Annotated in this window: 20 protein-coding genes; 5 read left to right on the plus strand and 15 right to left on the minus strand. The window is 35.0% G+C overall.

What is annotated here, in order from left to right:
- Positions 1-39: 39 nt before the first annotated feature.
- From ACQY44_RS07900 to ACQY44_RS07950, 11 genes are all read right to left on the minus strand, one after another.
- Positions 40-1635 (minus strand): PepSY domain-containing protein, encoded by a 1596-nt coding sequence (locus tag ACQY44_RS07900; protein WP_428229840.1) that lies wholly within the window; start codon positions 1633-1635, stop codon positions 40-42.
- A 115-nt stretch (positions 1636-1750) separates the two neighbouring features.
- Complete coding sequence (locus tag ACQY44_RS07905) at positions 1751-3910, minus strand: TonB-dependent receptor (RefSeq protein ID WP_428229841.1); 2160 nt, start codon at positions 3908-3910, stop codon at positions 1751-1753.
- A 93-nt stretch (positions 3911-4003) separates the two neighbouring features.
- Complete coding sequence (locus ACQY44_RS07910; RefSeq protein WP_428229842.1) at positions 4004-4381, minus strand: hypothetical protein; 378 nt, start codon at positions 4379-4381, stop codon at positions 4004-4006.
- A gap of 244 nt (positions 4382-4625) precedes the next feature.
- A complete protein-coding gene (locus tag ACQY44_RS07915) occupies positions 4626-5585 on the minus strand; it encodes a transporter (RefSeq protein WP_428229843.1) in 960 nt (319 codons plus the stop codon).
- A gap of 273 nt (positions 5586-5858) precedes the next feature.
- A complete protein-coding gene (locus ACQY44_RS07920; protein WP_428229844.1) occupies positions 5859-6899 on the minus strand; it encodes a cytochrome-c peroxidase in 1041 nt (346 codons plus the stop codon).
- Between the two features lie 247 nt (positions 6900-7146).
- Positions 7147-7950: an MbnP family protein gene (locus ACQY44_RS07925; protein ID WP_428229845.1), complete on the minus strand. Its 804-nt coding sequence runs from the start codon at positions 7948-7950 to the stop codon at positions 7147-7149.
- Positions 7951-8068: 118 nt separating this feature from the next.
- Positions 8069-8446 (minus strand): hypothetical protein, encoded by a 378-nt coding sequence (locus tag ACQY44_RS07930; RefSeq protein ID WP_428229846.1) that lies wholly within the window; start codon positions 8444-8446, stop codon positions 8069-8071.
- A 180-nt stretch (positions 8447-8626) separates the two neighbouring features.
- Positions 8627-11971 (minus strand): preprotein translocase subunit SecA, encoded by a 3345-nt coding sequence (secA, locus tag ACQY44_RS07935; protein ID WP_428229847.1) that lies wholly within the window; start codon positions 11969-11971, stop codon positions 8627-8629.
- A gap of 88 nt (positions 11972-12059) precedes the next feature.
- Entirely contained in the window at positions 12060-12281 is a 222-nt protein-coding gene (locus ACQY44_RS07940) for a DUF2795 domain-containing protein (RefSeq protein WP_007138072.1), read from the minus strand.
- A 252-nt stretch (positions 12282-12533) separates the two neighbouring features.
- Entirely contained in the window at positions 12534-13103 is a 570-nt protein-coding gene (locus ACQY44_RS07945; protein WP_428229848.1) for a cob(I)yrinic acid a,c-diamide adenosyltransferase, read from the minus strand.
- Between the two features lie 88 nt (positions 13104-13191).
- Entirely contained in the window at positions 13192-13878 is a 687-nt protein-coding gene (locus ACQY44_RS07950; protein ID WP_428229849.1) for an ABC transporter ATP-binding protein, read from the minus strand.
- A gap of 312 nt (positions 13879-14190) precedes the next feature.
- Between ACQY44_RS07950 and ACQY44_RS07955 the strand changes: the two genes are divergently transcribed.
- Together ACQY44_RS07955 and ACQY44_RS07960 are read left to right on the plus strand one after the other, a co-directional pair.
- Positions 14191-14850, plus strand: coding sequence for a DUF6565 domain-containing protein (locus ACQY44_RS07955; protein WP_428229850.1), 660 nt, complete (start codon positions 14191-14193; stop codon positions 14848-14850).
- A gap of 101 nt (positions 14851-14951) precedes the next feature.
- A complete protein-coding gene (locus ACQY44_RS07960) occupies positions 14952-15470 on the plus strand; it encodes a hypothetical protein (RefSeq protein ID WP_428229851.1) in 519 nt (172 codons plus the stop codon).
- Here the strand turns inward: ACQY44_RS07960 and ACQY44_RS07965 are convergent.
- Positions 15467-16246: an O-methyltransferase gene (locus tag ACQY44_RS07965; protein ID WP_428229852.1), complete on the minus strand. Its 780-nt coding sequence runs from the start codon at positions 16244-16246 to the stop codon at positions 15467-15469. The two genes, ACQY44_RS07960 and ACQY44_RS07965, sit on opposite strands and share 4 nt — an antisense overlap.
- A gap of 171 nt (positions 16247-16417) precedes the next feature.
- Here ACQY44_RS07965 and ACQY44_RS07970 point away from each other — a divergent pair, with 171 nt between their 5' ends.
- Positions 16418-17968 (plus strand): SDR family oxidoreductase, encoded by a 1551-nt coding sequence (locus tag ACQY44_RS07970; protein ID WP_428229906.1) that lies wholly within the window; start codon positions 16418-16420, stop codon positions 17966-17968.
- Positions 17969-18065: 97 nt separating this feature from the next.
- Here ACQY44_RS07970 and ACQY44_RS07975 read toward each other — a convergent pair whose 3' ends face one another.
- The 3 genes from ACQY44_RS07975 to ACQY44_RS07985 all read right to left on the minus strand — a co-directional run bounded on the left by ACQY44_RS07975 (position 18066) and on the right by ACQY44_RS07985 (position 21290).
- Positions 18066-18608, minus strand: coding sequence for a hypothetical protein (locus ACQY44_RS07975; RefSeq protein ID WP_428229853.1), 543 nt, complete (start codon positions 18606-18608; stop codon positions 18066-18068).
- 220 nt (positions 18609-18828) lie between these two features.
- Positions 18829-19290 (minus strand): FKBP-type peptidyl-prolyl cis-trans isomerase, encoded by a 462-nt coding sequence (locus ACQY44_RS07980; RefSeq protein ID WP_428229854.1) that lies wholly within the window; start codon positions 19288-19290, stop codon positions 18829-18831.
- A 137-nt stretch (positions 19291-19427) separates the two neighbouring features.
- Positions 19428-21290 (minus strand): ABC-F family ATP-binding cassette domain-containing protein, encoded by a 1863-nt coding sequence (locus ACQY44_RS07985; protein WP_072961700.1) that lies wholly within the window; start codon positions 21288-21290, stop codon positions 19428-19430.
- Between the two features lie 471 nt (positions 21291-21761).
- On the opposite strand from ACQY44_RS07985, the gene ACQY44_RS07990 reads away from it, so the two are divergent.
- The gene (locus ACQY44_RS07990) at positions 21762-24059 is read left to right on the plus strand and encodes a hypothetical protein (protein ID WP_428229855.1); all 2298 of its coding nucleotides are present in this window, start codon (positions 21762-21764) and stop codon (positions 24057-24059) included.
- A gap of 25 nt (positions 24060-24084) precedes the next feature.
- Positions 24085-24873, plus strand: a complete 789-nt coding sequence (locus ACQY44_RS07995) for a histidine phosphatase family protein (protein ID WP_428229856.1) — start codon at positions 24085-24087, stop codon at positions 24871-24873.
- Positions 24874-25004: the final 131 nt, after the last annotated feature.

The raw sequence follows: 25004 nt of genomic DNA on the forward strand, positions 1-25004 counted from the left end.
TTCAAAAGAATCCCAACTCCGCTCGATTTGACAATAGTGTTATTTTTTCAAAAACAAAATAAACCCCAGAACACTAACAATCAAAATTGTCAAGGCCGCTAAAACCATGGTCAGATCCCGGATGTTTTTCCCTGCCCAATCCATAAATAAAAATTTATGAAGGATGGCAAACGAATAACCTTCGATCATATCCCCATTCTTAACTACAGCAGCCAGTCTTGAAGTCGAAGTTTCGATAAAATACGTTGTTTTTTCAGGTGTATCATACGCCAGTTTTATCACCGGCAATCTTTTGTTGACAAAACCATATTCGCGACTATTAAAATCAGTTAAGAGCTTAGATTCTAGTAATTTTACGTTTTCTAAAGAAGTATGAGGTTCATCTGAGCTTTGATCCATTTCGCAACAGGCGGCTTTTGGAGCTCCGTCTGTAAAATAATAAGCAAGAAATTCAGCGTATTGAAAATCGAGATTGGGTGTAACTTTATTGTTTGCGGCATTAATGTAAACGACCTCGGATTTTGGATCTTCTTTTTTATTCCATTTTGAATTTGAATCTGATTTCGATGTTTTGAATTTTATATTTGCTACAAGTTGACAACGGTAATATGTGGTATCGTTTAGCGTAATAATACTCACATTTTGAAAACGACTCCAGTCTAAATTCAGCTTATTATTCGCAACTGGAAGTTCTTTTGTTTCGAATGTAGGTTCGTAAACCATTTGCGATAAAGTATACGGATTCCATTTTGTTGTGGCGTGATACGCTCCGCTAAAGGCGAATGTCAAAGTAAAAAGCGAAACCCAAATCCCAATTTGGCGATGGTATTTTCGAAGTCCTTTTTTAGGGGCTAAACTATCTGTTTTCTTAAATTGTTTCCATAATAAACCATAGATTAAAATTCCGCTCAGCGCAGAAAATCCAATGATAGACAATAAGAAAATCATTGTAATGATTCGGATGCTGTTATTTGATATTGCATCGATAAACGACCAGTTATGAAACGTGTCAAAGAACCAGATAAACGCTTGTCTAGAGGTTGGATTATAAGTCGCCAATTTACTCGAAGACGTTTCGACATAAACCTGCATGGCATCCGGACGATCAAAACTTAGTTTGTAAACTGGTAAATAACGATTGACGTATTTGTATTGTGAAGTAAATTCAGTTACAACTTCACTATTTTTTACAACACTTTTTTGGTCATCCAGAAAATATCGCGAAAGCCATTCGGCATATTTTTGATCTCCGTTCTCCAATTTTTCAGCTGTTGAAGCATCGAAATACCATAATTCACCAATTATAGTTTTTAGCTGATAATAGGTTTTATGGTTAAAAGTAACGATTCTGAAATTTTTGAATTGCGTTAGTTCATTTTTCTGTAAAACCTCCTGAATCGAAAAGTGCAACTGACTTTTGTCAATGATCTGTGTTTCGAGTTTTTCGTGCGCAATTTCAGGTTTAAAAAAATGCGCCATAAACGGGTGCATCAAACCTGATAAAGTCCATAAAACAACAGGAATAATGGTAATTAAACCAATAGTTCGATGCCATTTGTACATGTGCTGCTTGACTTTCTTGACAAACTTTGAATCTTTCTTTCTGGACTTTTTATTTTTTATTTCTTTGCTCATAATTGAGTTTTTATGATTTGTCTAATTGAAGTTTTTAGTGCCACAGATTTCACAGATTAAAATGATTTTTAAAATAATTTTTTTTAATCCTTTGAATCTGTGGCATAAATTTCATCTATTTTTTTAATGAAAAATTATACTGTATTCCAAATACAAATGTTCTTGGAGCCGCTGCGGTATAGGTTGATTGTGCGTTTGCTGTGTTGGCTCTTGAAACATTGTATGCATATAATTTATCAGTTAGGTTAAGCACGTTTCCATATACTTCAACTTTTTTCCATTGGTATCCTACTCTGGCATTGAAGATGTTGTAACCGCTATATTTTACCGTATTGATCTGATCCTGATAATAACTCCCAACAAGTTGCCATTCTACAGAAGTTCTCAGGTTTGGAAGCCAGTTCGGGTAATAACTTACCTCAGAATTTCCAGACCATTTAGGGGCAGCAGGCATTTCTTTTCCGTTTAAGTCCTGAACCGGATCGCTTGGTTTGTCTGAAAGTTTAAAATCGATATAAGTGTGTTGTGCATAAGTGCCGCCAAGACGAATGTTGAATTGTTTTGAAGGACGATACGAAGCGCCAAATTCGATTCCTTTATGACGCGTTTCTCCAGCCGAACGATAATCGGTTGAATTGTCTGCCAGTTTAATGTTTAATAATTCATTTTTACCTTCCATATAATACAAAGCGTAGTCAAAATTTAGTTTGTTTTGAAGAAAAGAAAACCATCCGCCCACTTCATAATTATTGAAGGTTGCAGGGTCTAAATTATAATAGAAATCAGCAGGAACACCCGTTGTTCCTCCAGTTCCGGGTTTTGTTCTAAAAATAGACGTGATTCCGGGAGGTGCAAAACCTTGTGAATAATTGCCATAAAAACCAGCAAATTCAAACGGGTTGTAATTGGCACCTGCTTTAAAAGTCATTTTGTCATAAACTTTGCTTCCTGTAGAATGGTCTAAGGCGTTATTATAATTTACCTTCATATTATCGTAACGTCCGCCAACAGTGATAATCAGTTTTTCGATCGGGTTAAAACTCAATTGCGCATATCCCGCAGCGTTGAAGATATCAGCCGTATAATCGGCTAGTTTTGAGTCGGGATGTTCTGCCACAATCTCATAAGAACTAACAGTTTGTTTTCCCGCTTCTCCGGGATTTAAATTGGCTTTTAAATCAATTACATAAGACCAATACGTTACCGGAGAGTAATCGTATAAGGCTCCTGCTACCAGTTTGGTGTTTAAAAAATCGAATTTTTGAGTGTGTTGCCCAATGGCTCCATAACTTTTAAAGTTGTTTGAGTTTACTTCTCCTTTTGCTGTGGCAGGATTTACAGTCGGGCTCCATCTGATTCCGTATGAAGGATTTTGGCCTAATTTATTATCACGTAAATATCCTGTAATATAGCTGCTAGAATTGCTGTTCCAGTCGTGTTCAAGTGTTAGTCGGGTTCGTAAAGCATCAGATTTTCTATAGGTAAAATTAGAAGTACTTTGGTAGGTTCTGTTATTAAAAGCATCTTCATTCACCGTTCCGCTCATGTCAGAGTAATATTTTCCATACATGGTAGTACTAATTAATCGGGTAGAAGAGGAGATGTTATAATCGATTCTCGCATTCAGATTGTCTTTGTTATAATCAGAATAGGTCATCCAGCCATTTTCCTGCAAACTTGAAATTCCGGCAATATGAAAACCAACTTTCCCGATCGTAGCCCCACCAGCAGCCTGAAATCGTCTGTAACCATAATTATCCGCCTGAACACCAAATTTAAATTCCGGGTCAACGGGTGGTTTTAGTGAAATTAAATTAATCGTTCCGCCAACCGCTTCCGGACCGTACAAAGAAGAAACGGGACCTTTTACAACCTCGATACTTTGTATATTGAACTGATTAATTTCTAATAAAGCATTGTGGTTAAAGATTCCCATTGGACGAATAGGCAAACCATCTTCGAGATATAAATAATAAGCATTGGTTGTCATAGGCTGACGAATAGACATCATATGCTGCTCGTTTCCTAAATTAACCATTAAGACTCCCGGTGTTTTATTGATGATTTCATAAACGGCTGTAGCTTTCGTTTCGTTGATGGTTTTTGCTGTAATTTTGCTAATGGCAACCGGAGTTTCTTTACGTAAAGTAGCCGTACGATTGGCAGTTATAAAAATGTTATCCAGTTCTTGCGATTTTGTGGTGTCTTTTTCTGCTTTATTTTGTGCTAAGACACATTGCCCAATGATTAAAAGGGTAAAATATATTTTTTTCATTTTAAATGATATAAATTTTAAAAAGTAACTGGTATTTTTTGGTAGAATACAAGTAAAAGCTTTTCAAAAGAATTGAAAAGCGGGACTAAAAATTTATATAAAACAGGAGGGAGGATGAAAAGTTGCATTGGAAACCGAAATAGGTTTTTTATCAAAATAAGCGAAAATGGCTTTTCTTGATTTTATTGTTGTGACTAATTTGAAATGGCTTACAGCAATGTTTTGTATATAAATTACCTCTGCCTTTTCTTTCAGATTGTCCTGCATTTTTTTTTCGTTGTCAGTATATTTCTTAAGGCTTTTTTGAAGCTCACAACGACCATTACAAGAATTAAAAACCATTTTGCGCTGTATACAAATCGTTTTTGAAATTTCTTCCTGATTGAGTTTGAATGTGGTATAAACGCAGAAACTGCCAAATGATGGCATTAAAAGCATAAAGGAAAGAAATAGAATGACGATTTTTCTCAAAGCTTGTTTCGTTGTTTTTTGAATCTTTATTTTAAATACAAATTAAAAGTTGAAATGTACCTTTAGCTACGTAATATTGGTAGCTTATTTAATTTGAAATTTCGTTGGCGTGCCGTAGGTACGCAATGATTCTCGTTTTGTTGCCTACCTACGGCACGCTAAATTTATTTCTTGATTAATATTTTCTACCAATATTTAGTTGCCTAAGGGCACAAATTGTGAAATTTTATGCTTTAGTATGAAACTATAAAGTATAATTTAAGTTGATGCTCCATCTGTAATTTGCCTCCATATTACCACTTGATAAATTTTGGTTAATAGGCAACATTACATTTAACCCAACAGATAACTTATCTTTTCCGGCTTCAATACCAAATTTGCTAAACAAAATATCACCTGCTGTATTGGGTAAATCCAGACCGTATTGCTTGTTGGTTTGGTAAACTTCGCCTGCCAATCCAGCTTGCGGAACAATCTGAACTGATTTTAAATCGAACAAATAAAAGAAGGTTCCGGCATAATTAAACTGATCACCGTATTGGTAATTTTTACTATTTTCCGTTTTAAAGATATAGTTCAATGTTGTGTTTAACCCCAAATTTTTATGTTTGATTACATATTCAGAAATCACAGGAAAATCCCAGCTTCCGGTTCCTAACTGAAAACTCTGGTTCACGCTTCCTAAATTATTTGCTTCTTTAAATTTCCCTGTCGGAAGTTTGACACCACCGCCCAGATTTATTTTATGGGTAAAAAAGGTACTGTCTTTTTTTGTTTCAAAAACCGTATACAAAGCCATTACGGTAATGTCGCCTAAACCTTCAATATTTTCAGTTCCGGCAGTTAATGCTCTTTCATTAAAATGATACGGGACCAGAGCTGAAATCTGGATTTTCTCTGTAATCGGAATTCGCGCCCAGGCCTGAATGGTGTTGAAGTTTTCATCAATCCAGGGAGAATTGGCAAAGATCCCATCGCGGCTTGTGTAACTTTGTTTCATGTATCTTAGTCCCACAAAATTATTGTTCAGCATAGAACCAAAACCCATGCTTCCACCACTTGCAGAACAACCGCAAGCATCACAGTCAAAATCTTCCATCATGGCCAAACGCTGAAAAGTAAAGGCTGAAATACTATCTTTTACGGTAAAACTAAAGGCCGAAAATCCAGCCAAAAGGGCAAACATTACTATTATTTTTTTCATTTTCATTTTTTTTAGAAGCTGATCCCGCTTTCCGTTGCAAGCTTTTCTCAAAATCCCATTTTTCTATAAGTTTACAAAGCTTCCGTTGGTCGCTTTATAAACTCAAGAAAAATAAGGTCTTTTTTCAAAAAGGCTTTCCACTTCAATCGGGGCTGGGACTCCGGTTTTTATTATGTTTTTTGCCACTCCCGGTAACTATCGGAATAAACAGATTTAAATGATTCTTTTAATCTGTGAGAATCTGTGCAATCTGTGGCTGTTTTTTTTCTAATTTTAATATTCTGAGAAACGTTTATCAGTCAGATATTGATTGTCAGTTAGCGTTTTCAGGAAAGCTATTATTTGTTTTTTATCAGTATCAGAAAGCGAAATTCCAAATTTTCCGTTTTGTTTTAATATCGGATCTAATGTTGCCGAGTTTTCTATTCCACTTGCATAATGATCCAGAACCCCTTCTAGGGTTCCAAATCTTCCGTCGTGCATATAAGGACCTGAAACTTCTACATTTCGTAAACTTGGCACTTTGAATTTGTAATAATCATTGGCTAATTCGGTTACTTTATAACGCCCAACATCATTTACCATTGGGTTTACAGCTAAACCGTTATTACGGAAAGAGTTATCTGTCTGTAGATCCGTCGCATGACAAGACGCGCATTTTGATTTGAATAAATCGTAACCTGCCAATTCCTCTGAGGTTAAATTCCCGCCTGACTCATTGCGTCTGTATTTATCAAATCTGGAATTCGATGAGGTAACCATCACCATAAATTGCGAAAGTGCTTTTAGCATATTTTCAGTTGTAATCGCACCATCGTCAAAAGCTAATCCAAATAGTTTTTGATACTCTTTGTCCGCTTTCATCATTTTTAAAATGGCGTTCAGATCTCCGTTCATTTCGATACTACTCGTAAGCGGGATTATCGGTTGCAAGTCTAAATGATCTGCGGCTCCGTCATACATAAATGTAGTCTGATACGCCAGATTCTGAATAGATGGCGTATTTCGGGTTCCTTGCGCATTGTCGACACCATGGCTTACAGTATGTCCGTGATGTGTAAACGCATTGGCTTGTATATGGCAAAATCCGCAGGAAACTACTCCATCTGACGCTAAGCGTCCGTCGTAGAATAGTTTTTTACCCAGTTCAAATCCTTTTTCTGTTGGCGGATTCAGTGCAATATTGTACGCTAAAGCAGGAAAGTTTGACGGAACGGTAAATTCTAAGGGAACATTTACATATTCGTCATCCTGATCAGAGCAGCTCCATAACAACGGAATCATTAGCCATAGAAAATGTTTTATTTTCAGCATGATTTTTTATTTATAAAGAACAAGCAGATTTGTTTTTTACCACTAATTGCCCAAATTGGCACAAATTATAAATGGAATAATGCTTTGTCGCAATTGTTCTTTGGATTATTAGAAGTACAAAAAGTTCTTGTTTAGCCCCGATAGAGGCGATATCCTTTTTTGTCAGCCTCGGCTGATAAAAAAGATAAAGCCGAAAGCGGGACGTTATTTCTGGTAAACTGAAACTTTTGTGCTCCTTAAAATAAAATTAGTCGTTGTGTACGTGATCAACTTTAAACATAGTCGAGATGTTCTGAGTAATTAGCGGTAAGTTCGCTCCGCCCATAATCATTGCGCCCATTCCGCCTGCGTTATTGTCAGAAAGTTTGATTTTGTTTGTTCCGTCAATAATTTTAGACAAATCGATTTTGAAGTGAACTGTTGGGGTAATGGTAGTACGAACCAATGCTTTTGTTGGTAAATCAAGTGTAACCTCAGTATAATTATAATCAGTTCCTGTTTTACCGGTATGAATCATAAAAGGCGTTGGTGTAGTAACGGTTGGCGATGTAAATGTACCTTCTAGCGCAAAGAATTTATATCCTGCAGCCCAAGACCATAACATGCCGGCTTTATCAGCTTTAGCCAAAAAATCGCCTTGTCCGGCAGCACCTAATTTCCATTGGTCTTCATCAACTCCAATTCCAAATTTTACTTTAGTATAATCACCGGCAGGAATATCGGTAAGTTTAAATTCGTGTCCGTCTGCAGAACCTTCGTCGGCAATAAAATAGCTTTTACTTTTTGGGTAGACTAAAGTAGTTCCGTCTGCTTTTGTCAAAACTACATTGCTAACGATATATTTTACTAAGCTTATTTTTAATACTTCATTGTTCGAAGTTGTATTGCCTTGTGTGTTTAGAATCAAATCGTTTGCTCCAAAACCGTTGTCGTACTCCAGGACCAGGCTTCCGCTTCCTGAAGTGTCATTTTTATTATCGTCGTTTGAGCATGAAATTAATGCTATAGAAATTGCTGCAAGAGCAAGTGCTTTGTATAAAGTATTTTTCATTTTATGAATTTTTATATAATTGAATTTTAAATGTATGGAGTGCGTAAGCACGATTTCATTGTTTTTGGCACAACGAAATAATCATCTCAATAGGAAAATTGAAATGCGATTTAAAAAATTATATAAAATAGGAGGGAGGACGAAAAGTAGCGATTGAAACCGCAATAGGTTTTGCATCTAATGAAGCAAAAAGTTTAGCTTTAGATTCTATTGTTGCTACTAATTTGAATTCGTTTGTAATAGTATTTTGAATGTAAACCACTTCTGATTTTTCTTTCAGGTTGTTTTGCATTTTCTTTTCATTGTCGGCGTATTTTTTTAAACTTTTTTGAAGTTCACAACGGCCGTTACAGGAATTAAAAAGCATTTTGCGTTGTACACAAATGGTTTTCGAGATTTCGTCCTGATTTAATTTGAATGAGGTATAAACAAAGAAACTGCCAAATGATGGCACTAAGAGCATAAAAGAAAGTACTATGATAATAAACTTCTTCAAGAATTGATTTCGTTGTTTCGGGAGCAAAAATACATCTTATTCGTTTTATAACGAATGATTTTCGAGTTTTTTCTAAAAAAAAAATCTCCAATTGCATATTTGTGCTATTGGAGATTTTTTTATGTAACAAAACCTAACAGGTTTTTAAAACCTGTTAGGTCTGATGTTTATCCTAATAATTTATTCTTTAACAATAACCCAGGCTCCTGAAGCCAATAGTGTTTCTGCTTTTTTGAACTTCATTGTTTCTGTTTTACCAGTAGCCACTTCCTGAACTGTTACCGTATCATTACGGTTGATTTTTGGATTGTCTCTTACAATGGTTTCTGTAACCTGACGTTGTTGTGTTTCTCCAGCTTCGCGGTTGATGTCTTCGCTGTTTACAATTTCGTCTTTGCTTAATTTGAAGTTTTCTTTTTGGCGAACTTCTTTTGCTTCGTGAATTTCAGGAACGTTTTGAGCCGGTAAATCACCTTTGAACAAGAATGAAATAACTTCTTTATTTACGTTGTCTAACATTCCTCTAAACAAATTAAAAGCTTCTAATTTATAAATAAGCAATGGGTCTTTTTGTTCGTGAACGGCTAATTGAACTGATTGTTTCAATTCATCCATTTTACGTAAATGCTTTTTCCAGGCTTCATCAACAATAGATAATGTGATGTTTTTCTCGAAATCAGCAATCAATTGAGTCCCTTCACTATCGTATGCTTTTTTCAAATCTGTAACGACATTCAACGTTTTGATTCCGTCAGTAAACGGAACTACGATACGCTCAAACTGATTGTTTGGCTCTTCGTAAACTCCTTTAATGATTGGGAAAGCTTCTCTTGCACTTCTTTCTGTTTTCTCCGTATAGAAAGCTAAAGTCTCTTTGTATATTTTTCCTGTAATCTCAATATCTGTTAGTTTTGCAAAATCAGCCTCAGAAATTGGAGACGTGATAGAGAAATAACGGATCAAATCAAATTCGAAATTTTTGAAATCATTTGTAGGCTTAGTCTGACTTACGATTAATTCGCAAGTATCATAAAGCATATTGGCGATATCCAGTTTCAAACGCTCACCAAACAAGGCATGACGACGACGTTTGTAAACTACTTCACGTTGAGAGTTCATTACGTCATCATATTCTAATAAACGTTTACGAACACCAAAGTTGTTTTCTTCTACTTTTTTCTGAGCACGCTCGATAGATTTAGTCATCATAGAATGCTGAATAACTTCACCTTCCTGAAGTCCCATTCTGTCCATTACTTTAGCTACTCTTTCAGAACCAAATAAACGCATTAAGTTGTCTTCAAGAGAAACATAGAACTGAGAGCTTCCCGGATCTCCCTGACGTCCTGCACGACCACGTAACTGTCTGTCGACACGACGGGAATCATGACGTTCTGTACCAATAATGGCTAAACCTCCGGCAGCTTTTACTTCTGGAGTCAATTTAATATCCGTACCACGACCAGCCATGTTTGTTGCAATAGTTACAACTCCGGCTTTACCTGCTTCTTCTACAATCTGAGCCTCTTGTTTGTGCATTTTAGCATTCAAAACGTTATGGGTAACGCCTCTCATTTTCAACATTCGGCTTAATAATTCTGAAATCTCTACAGAAGTTGTTCCAATTAATACTGGTCTTCCTGCATTTGATAATTCAGTTACATCATCAATTACAGCGTTGAATTTCTCACGTGTAGTTTTATAGATATAATCTTCTTTGTCTATTCTTGACATCGGACGGTTGGTTGGAATCTCAACAACGTCTAATTTATAAATCTGCCATAACTCTCCGGCTTCTGTAACCGCTGTACCTGTCATACCGCCTAATTTGCTGTACATTCTGAAATAATTCTGTAATGTAACGGTTGCAAAAGTTTGTGTAGCAGCTTCAATTTTTACATTTTCTTTTGCTTCGATCGCCTGGTGTAAACCGTCAGAATAACGACGACCATCCATAATACGACCTGTTTGCTCATCGACAATCATAATTTTGTTGTCCATGATCACGTATTCTACATCTTTTTCAAAAAGGGCATACGCTTTTAAAAGTTGAGTAAGGGTGTGAATACGCTCGCTTTTTACTCCAAAATCCTGGAATAATCTTTCTTTAGCTTCTGCTTCACCATCTTTATCCAGTTTTTGTTTTTCGATTGCTGCAATTTCAGTTCCGATATCCGGAAGTACGAAAAAGTCAGGATCGGTATCTCCTGAAAGGTATTGGATACCATTGTCAGTCAATTCAACCTGATTGTTTTTTTCTTCAATTACAAAATACAAAGCTTCATCCACTTTATGCATTTCGCGATTGTTGTCCTGCATGTATTGATTTTCGGTTTTTTGAAGCAATTGCTTGATTCCTTCTTCACTCAAAAATTTAATTAATGCTTTATTTTTAGGTAAACTTCTGTACGCTCTCAATAATAGGAATCCACCTTCTTTAGTATTTCCTTCTTTGATTAGTTTTTTAGCTTCAGCTAAGAAACCATTTGCCAACTGACGTTGAAGGCTTACTAAGTTTTCGATTTTTGGTTTTAGCTCATTAAATTCGTGACGATCTCCCTGAGGAACCGGTCCTGAAATAATAAGTGGCGTTCTTGCATCATCAATTAATACAGAATCGACCTCATCGACAATAGCGTAGTTGTGTTTTCTTTGTACTAAATCTGCTGGCGAATGTGCCATGTTATCTCTTAAGTAGTCAAAACCAAATTCGTTATTGGTTCCGTAAGTGATATCAGCGTCGTATGCTTTTTTTCTTTGTTCTGTACTTGGCTGGTGATTATCGATACAATCAACGGTTAAGCCGTGAAACTCGAATAAAGGCGCTTTCCAGGTACTATCACGTTTTGCCAAATAATCATTCACAGTTACTAAGTGAACACCATTCCCTGTCAAAGCGTTTAAGTAAAGTGGCAATGTAGCGACTAAAGTTTTACCCTCACCCGTTTGCATTTCTGCAACTTTACCTTCGTGCAAAACCATACCACCAATTAACTGAACATCGTAATGAATCATGTCCCAGGTGATTTCTTTCCCGGCAGCATTCCATTTGTTCGCCCAAACTGCTTTGTCACCATCAATAGTGATATACGTTTTGTTTGCTGAAAATTCGCGATCTTTAGGAGTTGCAGTAACTTCGATAAAAGAATTGTCTTTAAAACGACGTGCTGTTTCTTTAACAACAGAAAAAGCTTCCGGAAGAATTTCCAGTAAAGTTTTCTCAGAGATTTCATAAGCCTCTTTTTCAAGAGAATCTATAGCATCATAAAGATCTTCTCTTTTGTCGATGTCTTCAATGTTTTCTACTTCTGCTTTAAGCGAAGCAATTTTAGCATCTTTATCAGCTCTGGCTTCTTTTATTTTTTCTTTAAAATAAACGGTTCTGGCTCTCAATTCGTCATGAGACAAGCTCATTAAGCTAGTTTCGAATGTTTTAATTTTATTTAAATAAGGCTGTAAAGCTTTGACATCTTTCTGTGATTTATCACCTACAAAGACTTTTATAATACTGTTTATGAAACTCATGATTTATGGTATTTCTATTTTTATGTAAATGTGTATTTGAACCAAAAAAAAAGCCTCGGTGATGAGACTTTTTCCTTTGGTTTATTTTTTAATATTCATCCTCATTCCAAAGATAATCTTCGTCTGTTGGATAATCAGGCCAAATTTCTTCCATTGATTCATATATCTCTCCTTCGTCTTCGATTGACTGAAGGTTTTCTACTACTTCTAATGGAGCACCAGCTCTAATGGCGTAGTCTATAAGTTCATCTTTGTTAGCAGGCCATGGCGCATCACTTAAATAAGATGCTAATTCTAATGTCCAATACATCTGTTATCTGTTTAGTTTGTGCAAAAATAAATTTTTTACTGAAAAAGACAAGTAAATTTTGATTTATTTTAATAAAATTTAAGAACGTCTCCTTAAAATTCCAGAAAATAGATTCCAAATTCCAAAAAAGGAACCTAAAATTGCCAATATTTGGAACTTTGTATATTATTTAAATTCGCGGAATTTTTAAATTATTTCTTTGGAATTTGATCCCGATTACTATCGGGATTAAAAATTGGAATTTAAGAAAGTTTACTTTCTAGGAATCCATTTCACTTCATCCGCTTTTAAGTCTGAGGACAACTTCCGTGCCAAGACAAAAAGATAGTCAGAAAGTCGGTTTAGGTATTGAATTGTGATTTCAGGAACATGCTCATTATGGCTTAAATGTACTGCCAAACGCTCTGCGCGACGACAAATACAACGTGCAATATGACAATGTGACACGGTTGGATGTCCTCCCGGTAATACAAAATGAGTCATTTGCGGAAGGCTTTCTTCCATTTTGTCAATTTCATTTTCCAGCAGTTCAATGTCGGTATCGATGATTCCAAGATTTTTTAATCGAAGTTCTCCATTTTTTAGAACTTCTTTTTCAGCAGGAGTAGCCAAAATTGCCCCTACTGTAAATAAGCGGTCCTGAACTTCGATTAAAATATTTTTATAATGGGAATCTATTTCCTGATCGCGAATGAGTCCTATATAAGAGTTCAATTCGTCAACAGTTCCGTAACTGTCAATTCTGATATGATCTTTAGGAACACGGGTGCCTCCAAAAAGAGCTGTTGTTCCTTTGTCTCCGGTTTTTGTGTATACTTTCATTTTTTTTGAGTTGCTAAGGTTCTAAGCTGCTAAGTGACTAAATCTTTCTTTTGTTTCGATTAAACAATTAACCAAATACACGATTCACCTATTTTGTCGTATCACTTTCTATCACGCCATCACGCAAACGAATGACACGATGGGCGTAAGCTGCGATATCTTCTTCGTGGGTTACCAAAATTACGGTATTTCCCTGTGCATGAATGTCTCCAAAAAGCTTCATGATTTCTACAGAGGTTTTGCTGTCTAAGTTTCCGGTTGGTTCATCGGCTAAGATAATCGAAGGCTTATTGACTAAAGCCCTTGCAATGGCAACACGCTGACGTTGTCCTCCTGAAAGCTGATTGGGCTGGTGGTCCATTCTATCGGCAAGATTTACTTGTTTCAGTACTTCGATCGCACGTTCATTACGTTCGGATTTTGAATATCCAGCGTAAATCATTGGTAGCGCCACGTTGTCTAAAGCAGTTGTTCTGGGTAAAAGATTAAAAGTTTGAAATACAAATCCGATCTCTTTGTTTCGAATTTCGGCCAATTCATCATCTTTCATTTGGCTCGCATCTTTACCGTTTAGAACATAATGACCGGAAGTAGGCGTATCCAAACAACCTAATAAGTTCATTAAAGTCGATTTTCCGGATCCTGATGGCCCCATTAAAGCAACATATTCCCCTTTGTTGATTTCTAAATCTATTCCTTTTAAGACATAAACAATTTCGTTGCCTAATACAAAATCTCGTTTGATATTGGTTATTTTAATTAATGGGTTTGCCATTTCGATTTACAATTTTGGATTTAAAAGTACAAAACACTTTTCAATAAACGATAAGTAGACCAAAATTGATTTTTGTTACAGAAATAGCTGTGTTTAAGGAATCACTTTTGTGTGATTACTGTTTCTTTATAATATAAATCAATCATCGAAAAAGTTGTTATATAGTTTTGGAATGTTTTTGTATAATTACCATTTTTTCATCATTTTATTGAATTATAATATTTTAAATATTATAAAAGTGATAATTATGTAATGTTAAGCGCTTTTTTGTAGCCTATATTTGTTAATATCTAATCGTAAATAATCAGAATTATGAAAAACATACCATTATTATCAGGAATTGCATTAATTGCATTAGCTTTTACATCGTGTAAAGATGAGAAACAGGAAAAAGCTCAAAAAACGATCGACTCTTATGTAGCCTACGTCGATTCAGTTAAAAATGTGAAAGCAGACGATTTAAAAGCAGACTGGAAAAATGTTGAAGCGGAGTATGACAGAAAAGCTGCAGAAGCTCAAACTGCACTTGTAGATATTAAAGATAACTCAGCAGCAACAGAAAAAATCAATGCGAGTAAAATCAAATACGAAGAATTTAAAAAAGAAATGACCACCGTTTTTGCCCCTCCGGCTCCAAGCCCGCAACAACAATTAAGGAATTCCTTATTTGGTGAAGGAAAAATTGGCGAGGATATGAATTTTGATTGGGTAAACGCTAAAAATATTCACAGTGTATACCAACAATTTGTTCATACCGTAGAGAATAACAAAGATAAATATTCCCGTGAAGACTGGGATAAAATTAAAATCATGTACGAAGCCCTTGACAGCCGAAAAAATACGGTTGAAAAAGAAGGCCTAACCTCTGAAGACAATAGAAAAATTGCAGGTTTAAAAGTGAAATTTGCTCCAATGTATACGCTTAACAGAATGGGAGCTAAATCTGAAGAAAATAAAGAAGCTAAAAAATAATTAGGTATTCTTGAATTAGTATTAAAATGACAATCAGAAATGGTTGTCATTTTTTTTTATAAAATAATTTTACTTTAGCCATTCATAAAAATAAATGATAAATGGATTTCTTTTTAGATCTTGGTACTATTTTAAAAGTTATAATAGTACTATTAATAGCAGTATTGATTTTTCGCTTATGTTATTTTTTTGAAGGATTTTCTACAATTAACTTTCCGAACTTAGTGGGTATTTTTATTTTTTTACTGATTGCAGTTTATATGTTTTTTAATGCCGTAATTGAAACCCATTATGTTATGAAAATAAAAGACAATTATGCTTTGACTGAAGGTAAAATAACATATTATAAATCAGGTAGAGGAAGAAGATCAACAGGAAAGGTTGAATTTGAATATATGGTAAATAATGAAATAATATCTAACTCCGTTATTGAAAATTATTTTGTCGAGATTCCTGAAACAAAACCAGATACTACTTCAAGTTATTTAGTTATCTATGAAGAAGGTCTTCCTGGAAATAGCTATCTTCTTTTTAATTATCCGATAAAAGATGCAGATGATCTGCGTGAATATGAGGAGTTGTTTAAAAAAGGAATTCCTGAAGATGTTTTTATGAATTAAACCCTAATCACAAAGTGCTCTTTTTCCTGCTCGTACCTAAAAAATACAAATCCCCATTGAAAAGTATCAATAGTTACGGTAACTTTTGGATGTTTTTTAATGTCTTCCCAGGCTTCTTCCATTTCTGGTGACCAATGAATGTCATCAAAAACCCAGACTGAATCATTTGTAATAGTCGTTAATAAAAGATCGAAATAAGCCAGAGTGGCTTTTTTAGAATGATTGCCATCAAAATAAATCAGATCATAGTCTGTAGATTGAAGATTTGTCGAAACTAAAAAGTTCTCAAATTCGGTTATAATGGTATCAACATTTTTGCAATCAAAATTGTTTAAATGATTTTTTGCAACATTTCCGGTTTGCGGACAACCTTCTAATGTAATTATTTTTGCTTTTGGATTTCCTAGTGCTAATGCGGAAGTGGCTAAACCTAATGAAGTTCCTATTTCTAAAACATTTTTAGGTTGAAAATAATTCGTAACTCTAAAAAGTAATTCGGCACGTTTTGGCGAAATTCCTGCAGTTTTGGCTATTTTCGAGATCTGTCTTCTATTGGATTTAAAAACTTTAGATCCTGCTCCAAAATCAGTTACTTCTATGAAGTTTTTATTTTCTAAAAGCGATTTTCTGTAATTCTTAAGAACCAGATATTCAGGTTTTGATTTTTTGTCGTAGAAACATTTCGTCAATAAATTAAACACAAATGGCGAATGTACACCGTGTTCGTTTTTGGAGTGCCAAAGAAATTTTAAATAGGATTTTATTTGAAATAGCATAGTAATATTTACATCTGGATGCGAAGATACAAAAAAGTCGAAAGTCGTAAAGTCGAAAGTTTTAAAGACATAACGTAATACTTTGCGACTTTTGACTTTGCTCTTTAGGACTTTTAAAAAGACTATATTTGCTGACTTTAAATTTAAGCTAATAGTAATACGTTTTTTATGATGTTGAAGGAAGAAAGAGAAGATACAGGAAAGATATCTTCTGAAGAAATTAATCGATGCATTGCTATTTTGGCACAATTGAATAGCGATACGGATCAAATATTTGATATTCCTAAAGAACAACGGATCGCTCTGATCAAAGAAGCAGGGATGTTTTCAAGACCTGATCGGGATGAATTTTCGAGAAGAGTTAAAGATGGATTGCAGGCTGCCAAACGTAAAAAAGAAAAGAAAGACAAAACGGCACGTAAAGAAACCGGAATTCGCCATGCACGTGAGGCGAGTATTTTTGTTGCTCCTAAATTATTAGCTTATACTGATCTCGCTCATAAAGAACAATTAGAATTAGAAACTCCAAGAAATTGCTACGTTTGTAAAACCGAGTTTACTAAAATGCATCATTTTTATGATACGATGTGTACAGACTGCGGTGATTTTAATTATGCCAAACGTTTCCAGACTGCAGATGTAAAAGGGCAAATTGCCATTATTACAGGTTCTCGTTTAAAGATTGGATATCATATTACTTTGATGCTTTTGCGTGGCGGGGCAACTGTTATTGCCACAACTCGTTTTCCGGTAGATTCGGCTTTGCGTTTTGCTAAAGAAGAAGATTTCATGGAGTGGGGGCATCGTCTAAAAATTCATGGTTTAGACTTGCGTCACATTCCGAGTGTAGAGATCTTTTGTAATTTTATTGAACAAAAATACGAACGCTTGGATATTTTGATTAATAATGCCGCACAAACGGTGAGAAGACCAGCAGGATTTTATTCACATTTAATGGAGAACGAAGAGTTGCCAATAAGCGAACTTCCCAAACAAGCGCAGGAATTATTAGGAGATCATCTTAATTGTCTGGATGAATTAAAAATCCTGACAACAGGAGCGTCTTCAAACGAAAATATGCCTGTTACCTGGCATGGGCCTGAGCCCGGAATTGGTTTGCGTGCTTCGGCTCAATTATCGCAAATTCCGTATTCTTTTGATAATGCGTTAGTCGCAAATGAGGTTTTTCCGGAAGGAGAACTTGATGCTGATTTACAGCAGGTCGATTTGCGTAAAACAAATAGCTGGCGTTTGCGTCTGGGACAAATTGAAACTACAGAAATGATCGAAGTGCAATTGGTGAATTCTGTTGCGCCTTTTGTATTGTGCAATCGTCTTTCAGAAGTTATGAAAAAAGACAATACGGGGAAAAAGCACATCATTAATGTTTCGGCTATGGAAGGGAAGTTTCATCGTTTTTTTAAAGAAGATCGCCACCCTCATACCAATATGGCAAAAGCAGCTTTGAATATGTTAACGCATACGTCGTCCGGGACTTTAGCCAAACATGGTATTTTTATGAATGCTGTTGATACAGGCTGGGTAACCGATGAAGATCCTGCCGAATTAGCCAAAAAGAAACAGGAATTAGAAGATTTTCAACCGCCATTGGATATTGTTGATGGCGCTGCACGTGTTATGGATCCTTTGTTTGACGGCATCAATACAGGAAAACATTGGTGCGGAAAATTCCTGAAAGATTATAACCCGATTCCTTGGTAGTTTTTAGTTTAAAGTCTCGGTCTCAGTTTCTGATTTAAAATAAAAAACCACAACAGAATTAAATTTTGTTGTGGTTTTTTATTGAAAAACAAATAGATTATCTGTATATATTTACACCATTATTTGCTTGCCATTGCTGTTCAAAATATTCAGCATCTTCACTATTACGTGGGTGAACGCCTAGAACTACGTGACCATTTTTAATCCCGTCTTCATATACTTTTGCTCTGTCTTCAGGAATTCCGGATCCTACCAGCGCTCCAATTAAACCTCCAGTGATACCACCTGCACCTGCACCAGCTAATCCTGCAGCAAGCGGACCAGCAATAATTAGTCCTAGTCCGGGAATAACCAGACTTGTTCCCAAAGCAGCTACAACGCCCACAATGGCACCAATTGTTCCTCCAATGGCAGATCCAGTTCCGGCAGTTTCGGCTGCTTTTGTTCCTAATTCTGAATGATCATCTTTGTCAGAATAGTGTTTTTTTCTCGTTTCATCTGACATGATCAGATTGATTTCATCTTTTGTATAACCTCTATCGTTCAAAGTGCTGTAAGCTCTTTCTATACTGTCGCGATCAGAAAACATTCCGGTTAATACTTCGCGTTTTGTTCCGTCAGGATTATGTAAATTTTCCATTTTATATATATTTAAAGTGTGAATTTATTTTCACTTTAACAAAGCTCGTAAAATAGATTAATTATCATTTACACAATTTTTCAGAATCATTACATAATAAAATTCTTATTGTTATAAAATTAACAGCTCTTTTTTTGATATTGTTTTATTATCAGAAAAAAGAAAGCCACAACAAAATTTAATTCTGTTGTGGCTTTTGTATCAATTGTAAAGTTATTGTTTAGTTCACTTTGATTAATTTAATGTCAAAGATAAGTACTGAACCTCCAGGGATTCCATTGTAATCGTATGGCCCATAACCTAAATGTGATGGTATCAATAAAGCCCCGCTTCCCCCTTCTTTAAAATAAGGAATGCCTTCTGTCCATCCTTTAATTACCTGATTTAGTCCAAAAGAGATTCCAGCTGCTGTACTTTGATCAAATATTTTACCATTGGTGTAGTATCCTCTGTAAGATACAGTTACATTTGAGGTTGCTGTAGGTTTAGCGCCTGTGCCAGGCTCATTGATAATATAGTACAATCCAGAATCGCTTCTTGTAGCCGTTAATTTATTTTTAGCGATATAATCTGTGATTTCTTTTTCATTTTCTACAGTGTAATCTGTTTTTTGTGGTTCTTTATCGCTTGAACAAGAAATAAATAGAGTCATTGCAAAAAATGCTGATAAAAGGTATTTCATAATGATGTTTTTTTAATGTCGTAAGTATAATAAAATTGAATGTTTTTGTCTCACAGAGATTCACAAAGAAAATGAAAAGATTCACAAAAAAAAAATAGAATAGCTCTGTGTTTTCTTTGTGAATCTTTACGTAATTATTATCCCTCAATCTTAGCTGAAAGCTCAAACCAACGTTCTTCTTTTTGATCTATTTTATTGATGATATTTTGTAATTCGTTTGCTTTTTTCTCGATATCAGCATCTGCAACTTTTCCATCAGAAAATAATTGCTCGATTTTAGTTTTATCAATTTCTAAATCTTTGATTTCTCTTTCAAGTTTTTGATATTCTTTTTGTTCGTTGAAAGTCAGGTTTCCTGTTGGATTATTTTGTTTCCAGTCTTTCTTTTCGGCTTTGTTTTCTTCTTTTTGAGCGACATCTGCACTATCTTCATAAGCTCTGAAATCAGAATAGTTTCCAGGGAAATCTTCCACAACACCCTGTCCTCTAAAAATGAATAAGTGATCTACGATTTTATCCATAAAGTACCTGTCGTGAGAAACTACTACTAAACATCCGGGATAATCCAAAAGGAAACTTTCCAATACGTTTAATGTTACAATATCCAAATCGTTTGTAGGCTCATCCAGGATAAGAAAGTTAGGATTCTGGATTAAAACGGTACATAAATACAAACGTTTTAATTCTCCACCACTTAGCCTGTCTACGAAATCGTATTGTTTTTTGGCATCAAAAAGAAAACGCTCCAACAATTGTGAAGCCGAAATAATCTTTCCTTTCATCAACGGAATATATTCTCCGTATTCTTTAATAACATCGATAACACGTTGTCCCGGTTTTGGGTTGATTCCGCTTTGGGTGTAATATCCAATCTTGATGGTTTCTCCAACAACAACTTTTCCGGAATCGAGCGGAAGTGTTCCCGTTAATAGATTAAGGAAAGTCGATTTTCCGGTACCATTCTTACCAATAATTCCGATACGTTCTCCACGTTGGAAATCAAAACTGAAATTATCTAAAATAACGTGATCCTTGAATTTTTTAGAAATTTTGTGAAGCTCGATAATTTTGCTTCCCATACGTTCCATATTAATTTCAAGCTCGACTTTATTTTCACGACGGCGACTTTGTGCTTTTTCCTTGATTACATAAAAATCATCCTGACGCGATTTAGATTTTGTCGTTCTCGCTTTTGGCTGGCGGCGCATCCATTCCAATTCTTTTACAAATAAGTTTTGGGCTTTATCGACACTAGAATTTTCAGAAGCAATTCGTTCTTCTTTCTTTTCTAAGTAGTACGAATAATTTCCTTTGTACTGGTATAATTTTCCGTTGTCTAATTCTATGATTTCATTACATACGCGCTCCAGGAAGAAACGGTCGTGTGTTACCATAAACAGCGTAATGTTTTCTTTTGCAAAATAACTTTCCAGCCATTCGATCATCTCAAGATCCAGGTGATTGGTAGGTTCATCCAGAATTAATAAATCAGGACGATTGATCAAAATAATAGCTAATGACAAACGTTTTTTCTGACCACCCGAAAGACTTTTTACTTTTAGTTTAAAGTTTTCAAGTTTTAGCTTAAACAGAATTTGCTTGTATTGTGTTTCAAAATCCCAGGCATTATGTTGGTCCATTCCGTCAAAAGCTTTTTGATAAGCTTCTTCGTCTTCCGGATTTTCTAATGCTTTCTCGTAAGCTTCAATAACTTTCAGCGTTTCATTATCCGATGCAAAGATGCTTTCTTCAATAGTCAGCTCTTCTTGTAAGTTATTATTTTGCGAAAGAAAGGCCATTTTGATTCCTTTTCTTAAAACTACCTGACCTGTATCCGGTTCTTCTAAACCATTGATAATACTCATAATAGTTGTTTTTCCAGAGCCATTTTTGGCAATGAAAGCAATTTTTTGATCCTTATTTATCCCAAAAGAGATGTTGTCAAATAAGGTTCTTTCGCCAAATGATTTGGATATATTTTCTACAGACAGGTAATTCATGGAAAGTTGTAACTGAAAATCAGTTTTTTATTGTTTAAAAATAGCAACTCAATTTAGTCTCTAAATTTTATAAAGGTTTCTAAAAAAAGTTGCCGCAAAGATAGCTTTTTGAAGCAAACAAAAAAAGTGCCTTTACAGCTATCTTTTTTATTGCATTTAAAAGCTAATCTACCGCTATTTTGAATAAAATAAATTCGTAATCGGGTGTAGATTTAAATTATTCAATACGATAGTTTTAGTAATGACTTTGGTCTAAAAAGCTTTTTAAGAACGTTTTTATTTGTTTAATTTAAAAATTTAACAGTATTAAAGTTACAATGTGAAATTTTTATTCTATTATTGCTTCTTATAGAAGCAATGAAAAATTAAAATAATTTGCTCTTCAATAAATCTCTTAACGGGATAAAAATACCAGAGTTAGAATTTTATAAAAACAAGAATAGGAGTAGTAATAAATAAAATTTTTTAAATATGAGATGTAAAATTATTTATGGAATTGTTGTTGCAAATATGATGTTGTGTGTTAACAGTTATTCGCAGGTAAAAAAAGACAGTATTGTAAAGGTCGAAAAGAAAGTAACAAAACTAGTCAAAGAAGAAGCACAAAATATGATGTTGAATGCCTCTAATGATAATGGACCCAGAAATGTAAATATAGGTTTGCCGGCCAGTATTGGCGGGACTACTATTTTAGAAAACGGGCTTCCGGTTGTTTACAATTGGCAAGGTCAAGGTCCTACGAGTGCCTGGCGGGCAGGATCCAGTTTTAGTAAATTTCAGGTACTGACAGTTGGCGAAACAGCTATTTCTATCGGAGATGTTGGGGTTTCTGTAAGTACATATAGCAATAGAGGAACAGAGAAACAAGAATATAATGCTGCTTTTAATTCTAACAGTTTTGGGCTTTTACGTGGAGATGTGAGTTTTAGTGGCCCCATAAAAAACAATTGGTATTATGCTGTAAGTGCATTTTTGAATTTTGACCCTGGAACTTTCAAATCTGATTTCACAAATTATTTTGATAAAACACAAATCTATAAAGGCGTAATTACTAAAAAATACAATGACGGTAAGGGAGAAATTTCTGTTCAGTATAAGTTTGCAAATTCTGAATCTATTACTTCAAAAGTAAGTCCATATATCTATAATCTGGACGGAACCATAAGTCAGTTTGGCGATTTTAGAATAGGGAGAGATTCTTATTTAGAAAAATCAGGAAAGTCAACGATAATCAATCCTATAACCGGGCAAAGGGAAATACTGGACCAAATGAAGGATATGGGATCGACAACAAATGTAATAGATGTTATGGGTAAAAATGAACTGAGTAATGGTATGAAACTGGATTATATTGTTCGTTTTCAAAATGCTAAATCAGGGTTGTATAATCCTTACTATACCAATTTAGGGAGAATCGATACTGAGAAAAATCGCTATGTATACGCAGGTAATCAGGATGAAGTATATCAGGGAGATTATGTGCAAGGGGTGTCAATGTTGGCGACGCCAAAAATCTCTCAGAATACGATTATGGGGAAAGCCGATTTAAGTAAAAAAACAAAGAATCACTATTGGGTAGTAGGGCTAAGCGACTATTACTATGATATAGATAATTATTATCAGGCTACCTATAATATGGTTCAGGAAGTAGCGCCAAATCCTGCAAAATTAATTACTCAGATAAAAGATGCTAATGGAAACTGGACCAACGCTGGCGGAGTTGATGATTACGGTAATTCAGGCTATAACAGTGCTTTACAATATTATACAGGAAAGGAAAATAAATTAGCACTTTATGGCACAGAAAAGTGGACAGTGAATAATAAAATTGATCTTAATTTTGGTGCCCGTCTGGAATGGCAACGTATTGATGGTATGTGGTATCCTAAATCCAGCAGAGATGCAGCAAAAGCAGATGGATTTGTGAATAATCAAATTGATATGTCGAAAAGACAAAGTATTCAAAAAGATTGGTTTAATAAAGCTTTTACTGCCAGTTTTCTTCATAAAACATTTAGTAATGTAGGTTTCTTAGCAGATCTTTCTTATACAGAAGTAGCCGGAAATCTCAGCAGTTATTCTGGTGCTGACGATCCACATGTTACTCCGTCACAAATTCCCGGAGCGTCTGTGGGAACTTATTTTAATCATCCTTTGGTAAGTTTGGTTTCTAAAATTACTTATATACAACGTAATAATTTTAAGAACAACTCTTCTTTTCAAGGTGGGCACAAACAAACCATTACTTATGATATTCAGACAGTAGGGTGGACCACTGATATGGAAGTAAAACCTTTTAAAGGGTTCAAATTTCATGCGCTGTTAACGTTGCAAAATCCGGAATATAAAAATTTCATTGTTGATTTAAGTGAAGTAGCTGCAGAAGGAAATAAAGTATATGATTTTAGTGGCGGAACTGCCCGTAGTGTTTCAAAAGTACTGGTAGAATTAGACCCAAGCTATTCTTATAAAAACTGGAAATTATGGGTCAGTACGCGTTATTTCAGTAAAGAAGCTGCGAATTATCCCAATACATTATTTTTTGCAAGTCGTTGGGAAACTTTTGGCGGGGTCGCTTGTAAGTTGAACAAAAAAATAGATTTAAATCTTAATGTGGTCAACTTTTTAAATCAGAAAGGAGCACAGGGATCTATTTCGGGATCGAATACTACAAGTATAGAACAGGCACAATCTTATGACGGAAAACCATTGGTAGGAACTTATATACGTCCGTTTACAGTAGAGTTTGGTATAAAAGCAAAATTATAATCATTAATTAAAGAAACCTATCATTATGAAAACACAGAAAATTCTCTTGTTATTCGTCCTTTTTTTGGGAACAACTTCAATCATGACCGCTCAAAAATCTAAAAAGGAATCCACAACACAAAATAAAACAGTAACGTTTTATATTGCGCGTCACGGAAAAACAATGCTTAATACGCTTGATAGAGTACAAGGTTGGTCTGATGCGCCTTTGACTCCTGAAGGAATTGCAGTAGCCGAGTATTTAGGTAAAGGTCTTAAGGGGATCGAGTTTAAAGCAGCTTATACAAGTGATTTAGGACGTGCGACGCAAACTACTAATATTGTGTTGAAAGCAAAAGGAGAGAAAAAAATCCCGATTACAGAAACAGAAGGATTGAGAGAAACCAATTTTGGAAGTTATGAAGGCGATCTGAATTCGAAAATGTGGGGAGATATTGCGTTGTATTTGCACTTTAAAAATACGGATGATCTTTTTGCAAATGTCAAACTAAGTGGGGTCGAAGAACCGTTGAGAGTAGTAAAGATACTTGACAAATTAAATATGGCCGAAGACTATGAACAAGTAAGAACACGTACTCAAAATGCATTAAGAGCGATTGCCGAAAAAGAAGCGGCCAATGGTGGTGGAAATGTTTTTGTAGTAGGACATGGAATGGCGATAGGAACCATGTTGTCGAATATTACGGGAGTAGAGGTAGCAACCCCTCATATGGCAAATGCTTCTGTATGCAAGGTGGTTTATGAAGAGGGTAAATTTACGGTAGTATCTTTTGGAGACACCAGCTATGTTGAAAAAGGGAAAAAAGAATTGTAATAATAAAATAAATATTTTTTTACCATTAGGGAATTAAGAAAATTTAAGTGTAGACTTACTAAAACTTAATTTCTTAATGGTTTATTTTTTGTACTGTAGTGTTTAAAAAGATACCCTTTTGAAAATACAAA

This window comes from Flavobacterium sp., assembly GCF_965277525.1.
GTDB lineage: Bacteria > Bacteroidota > Bacteroidia > Flavobacteriales > Flavobacteriaceae > Flavobacterium.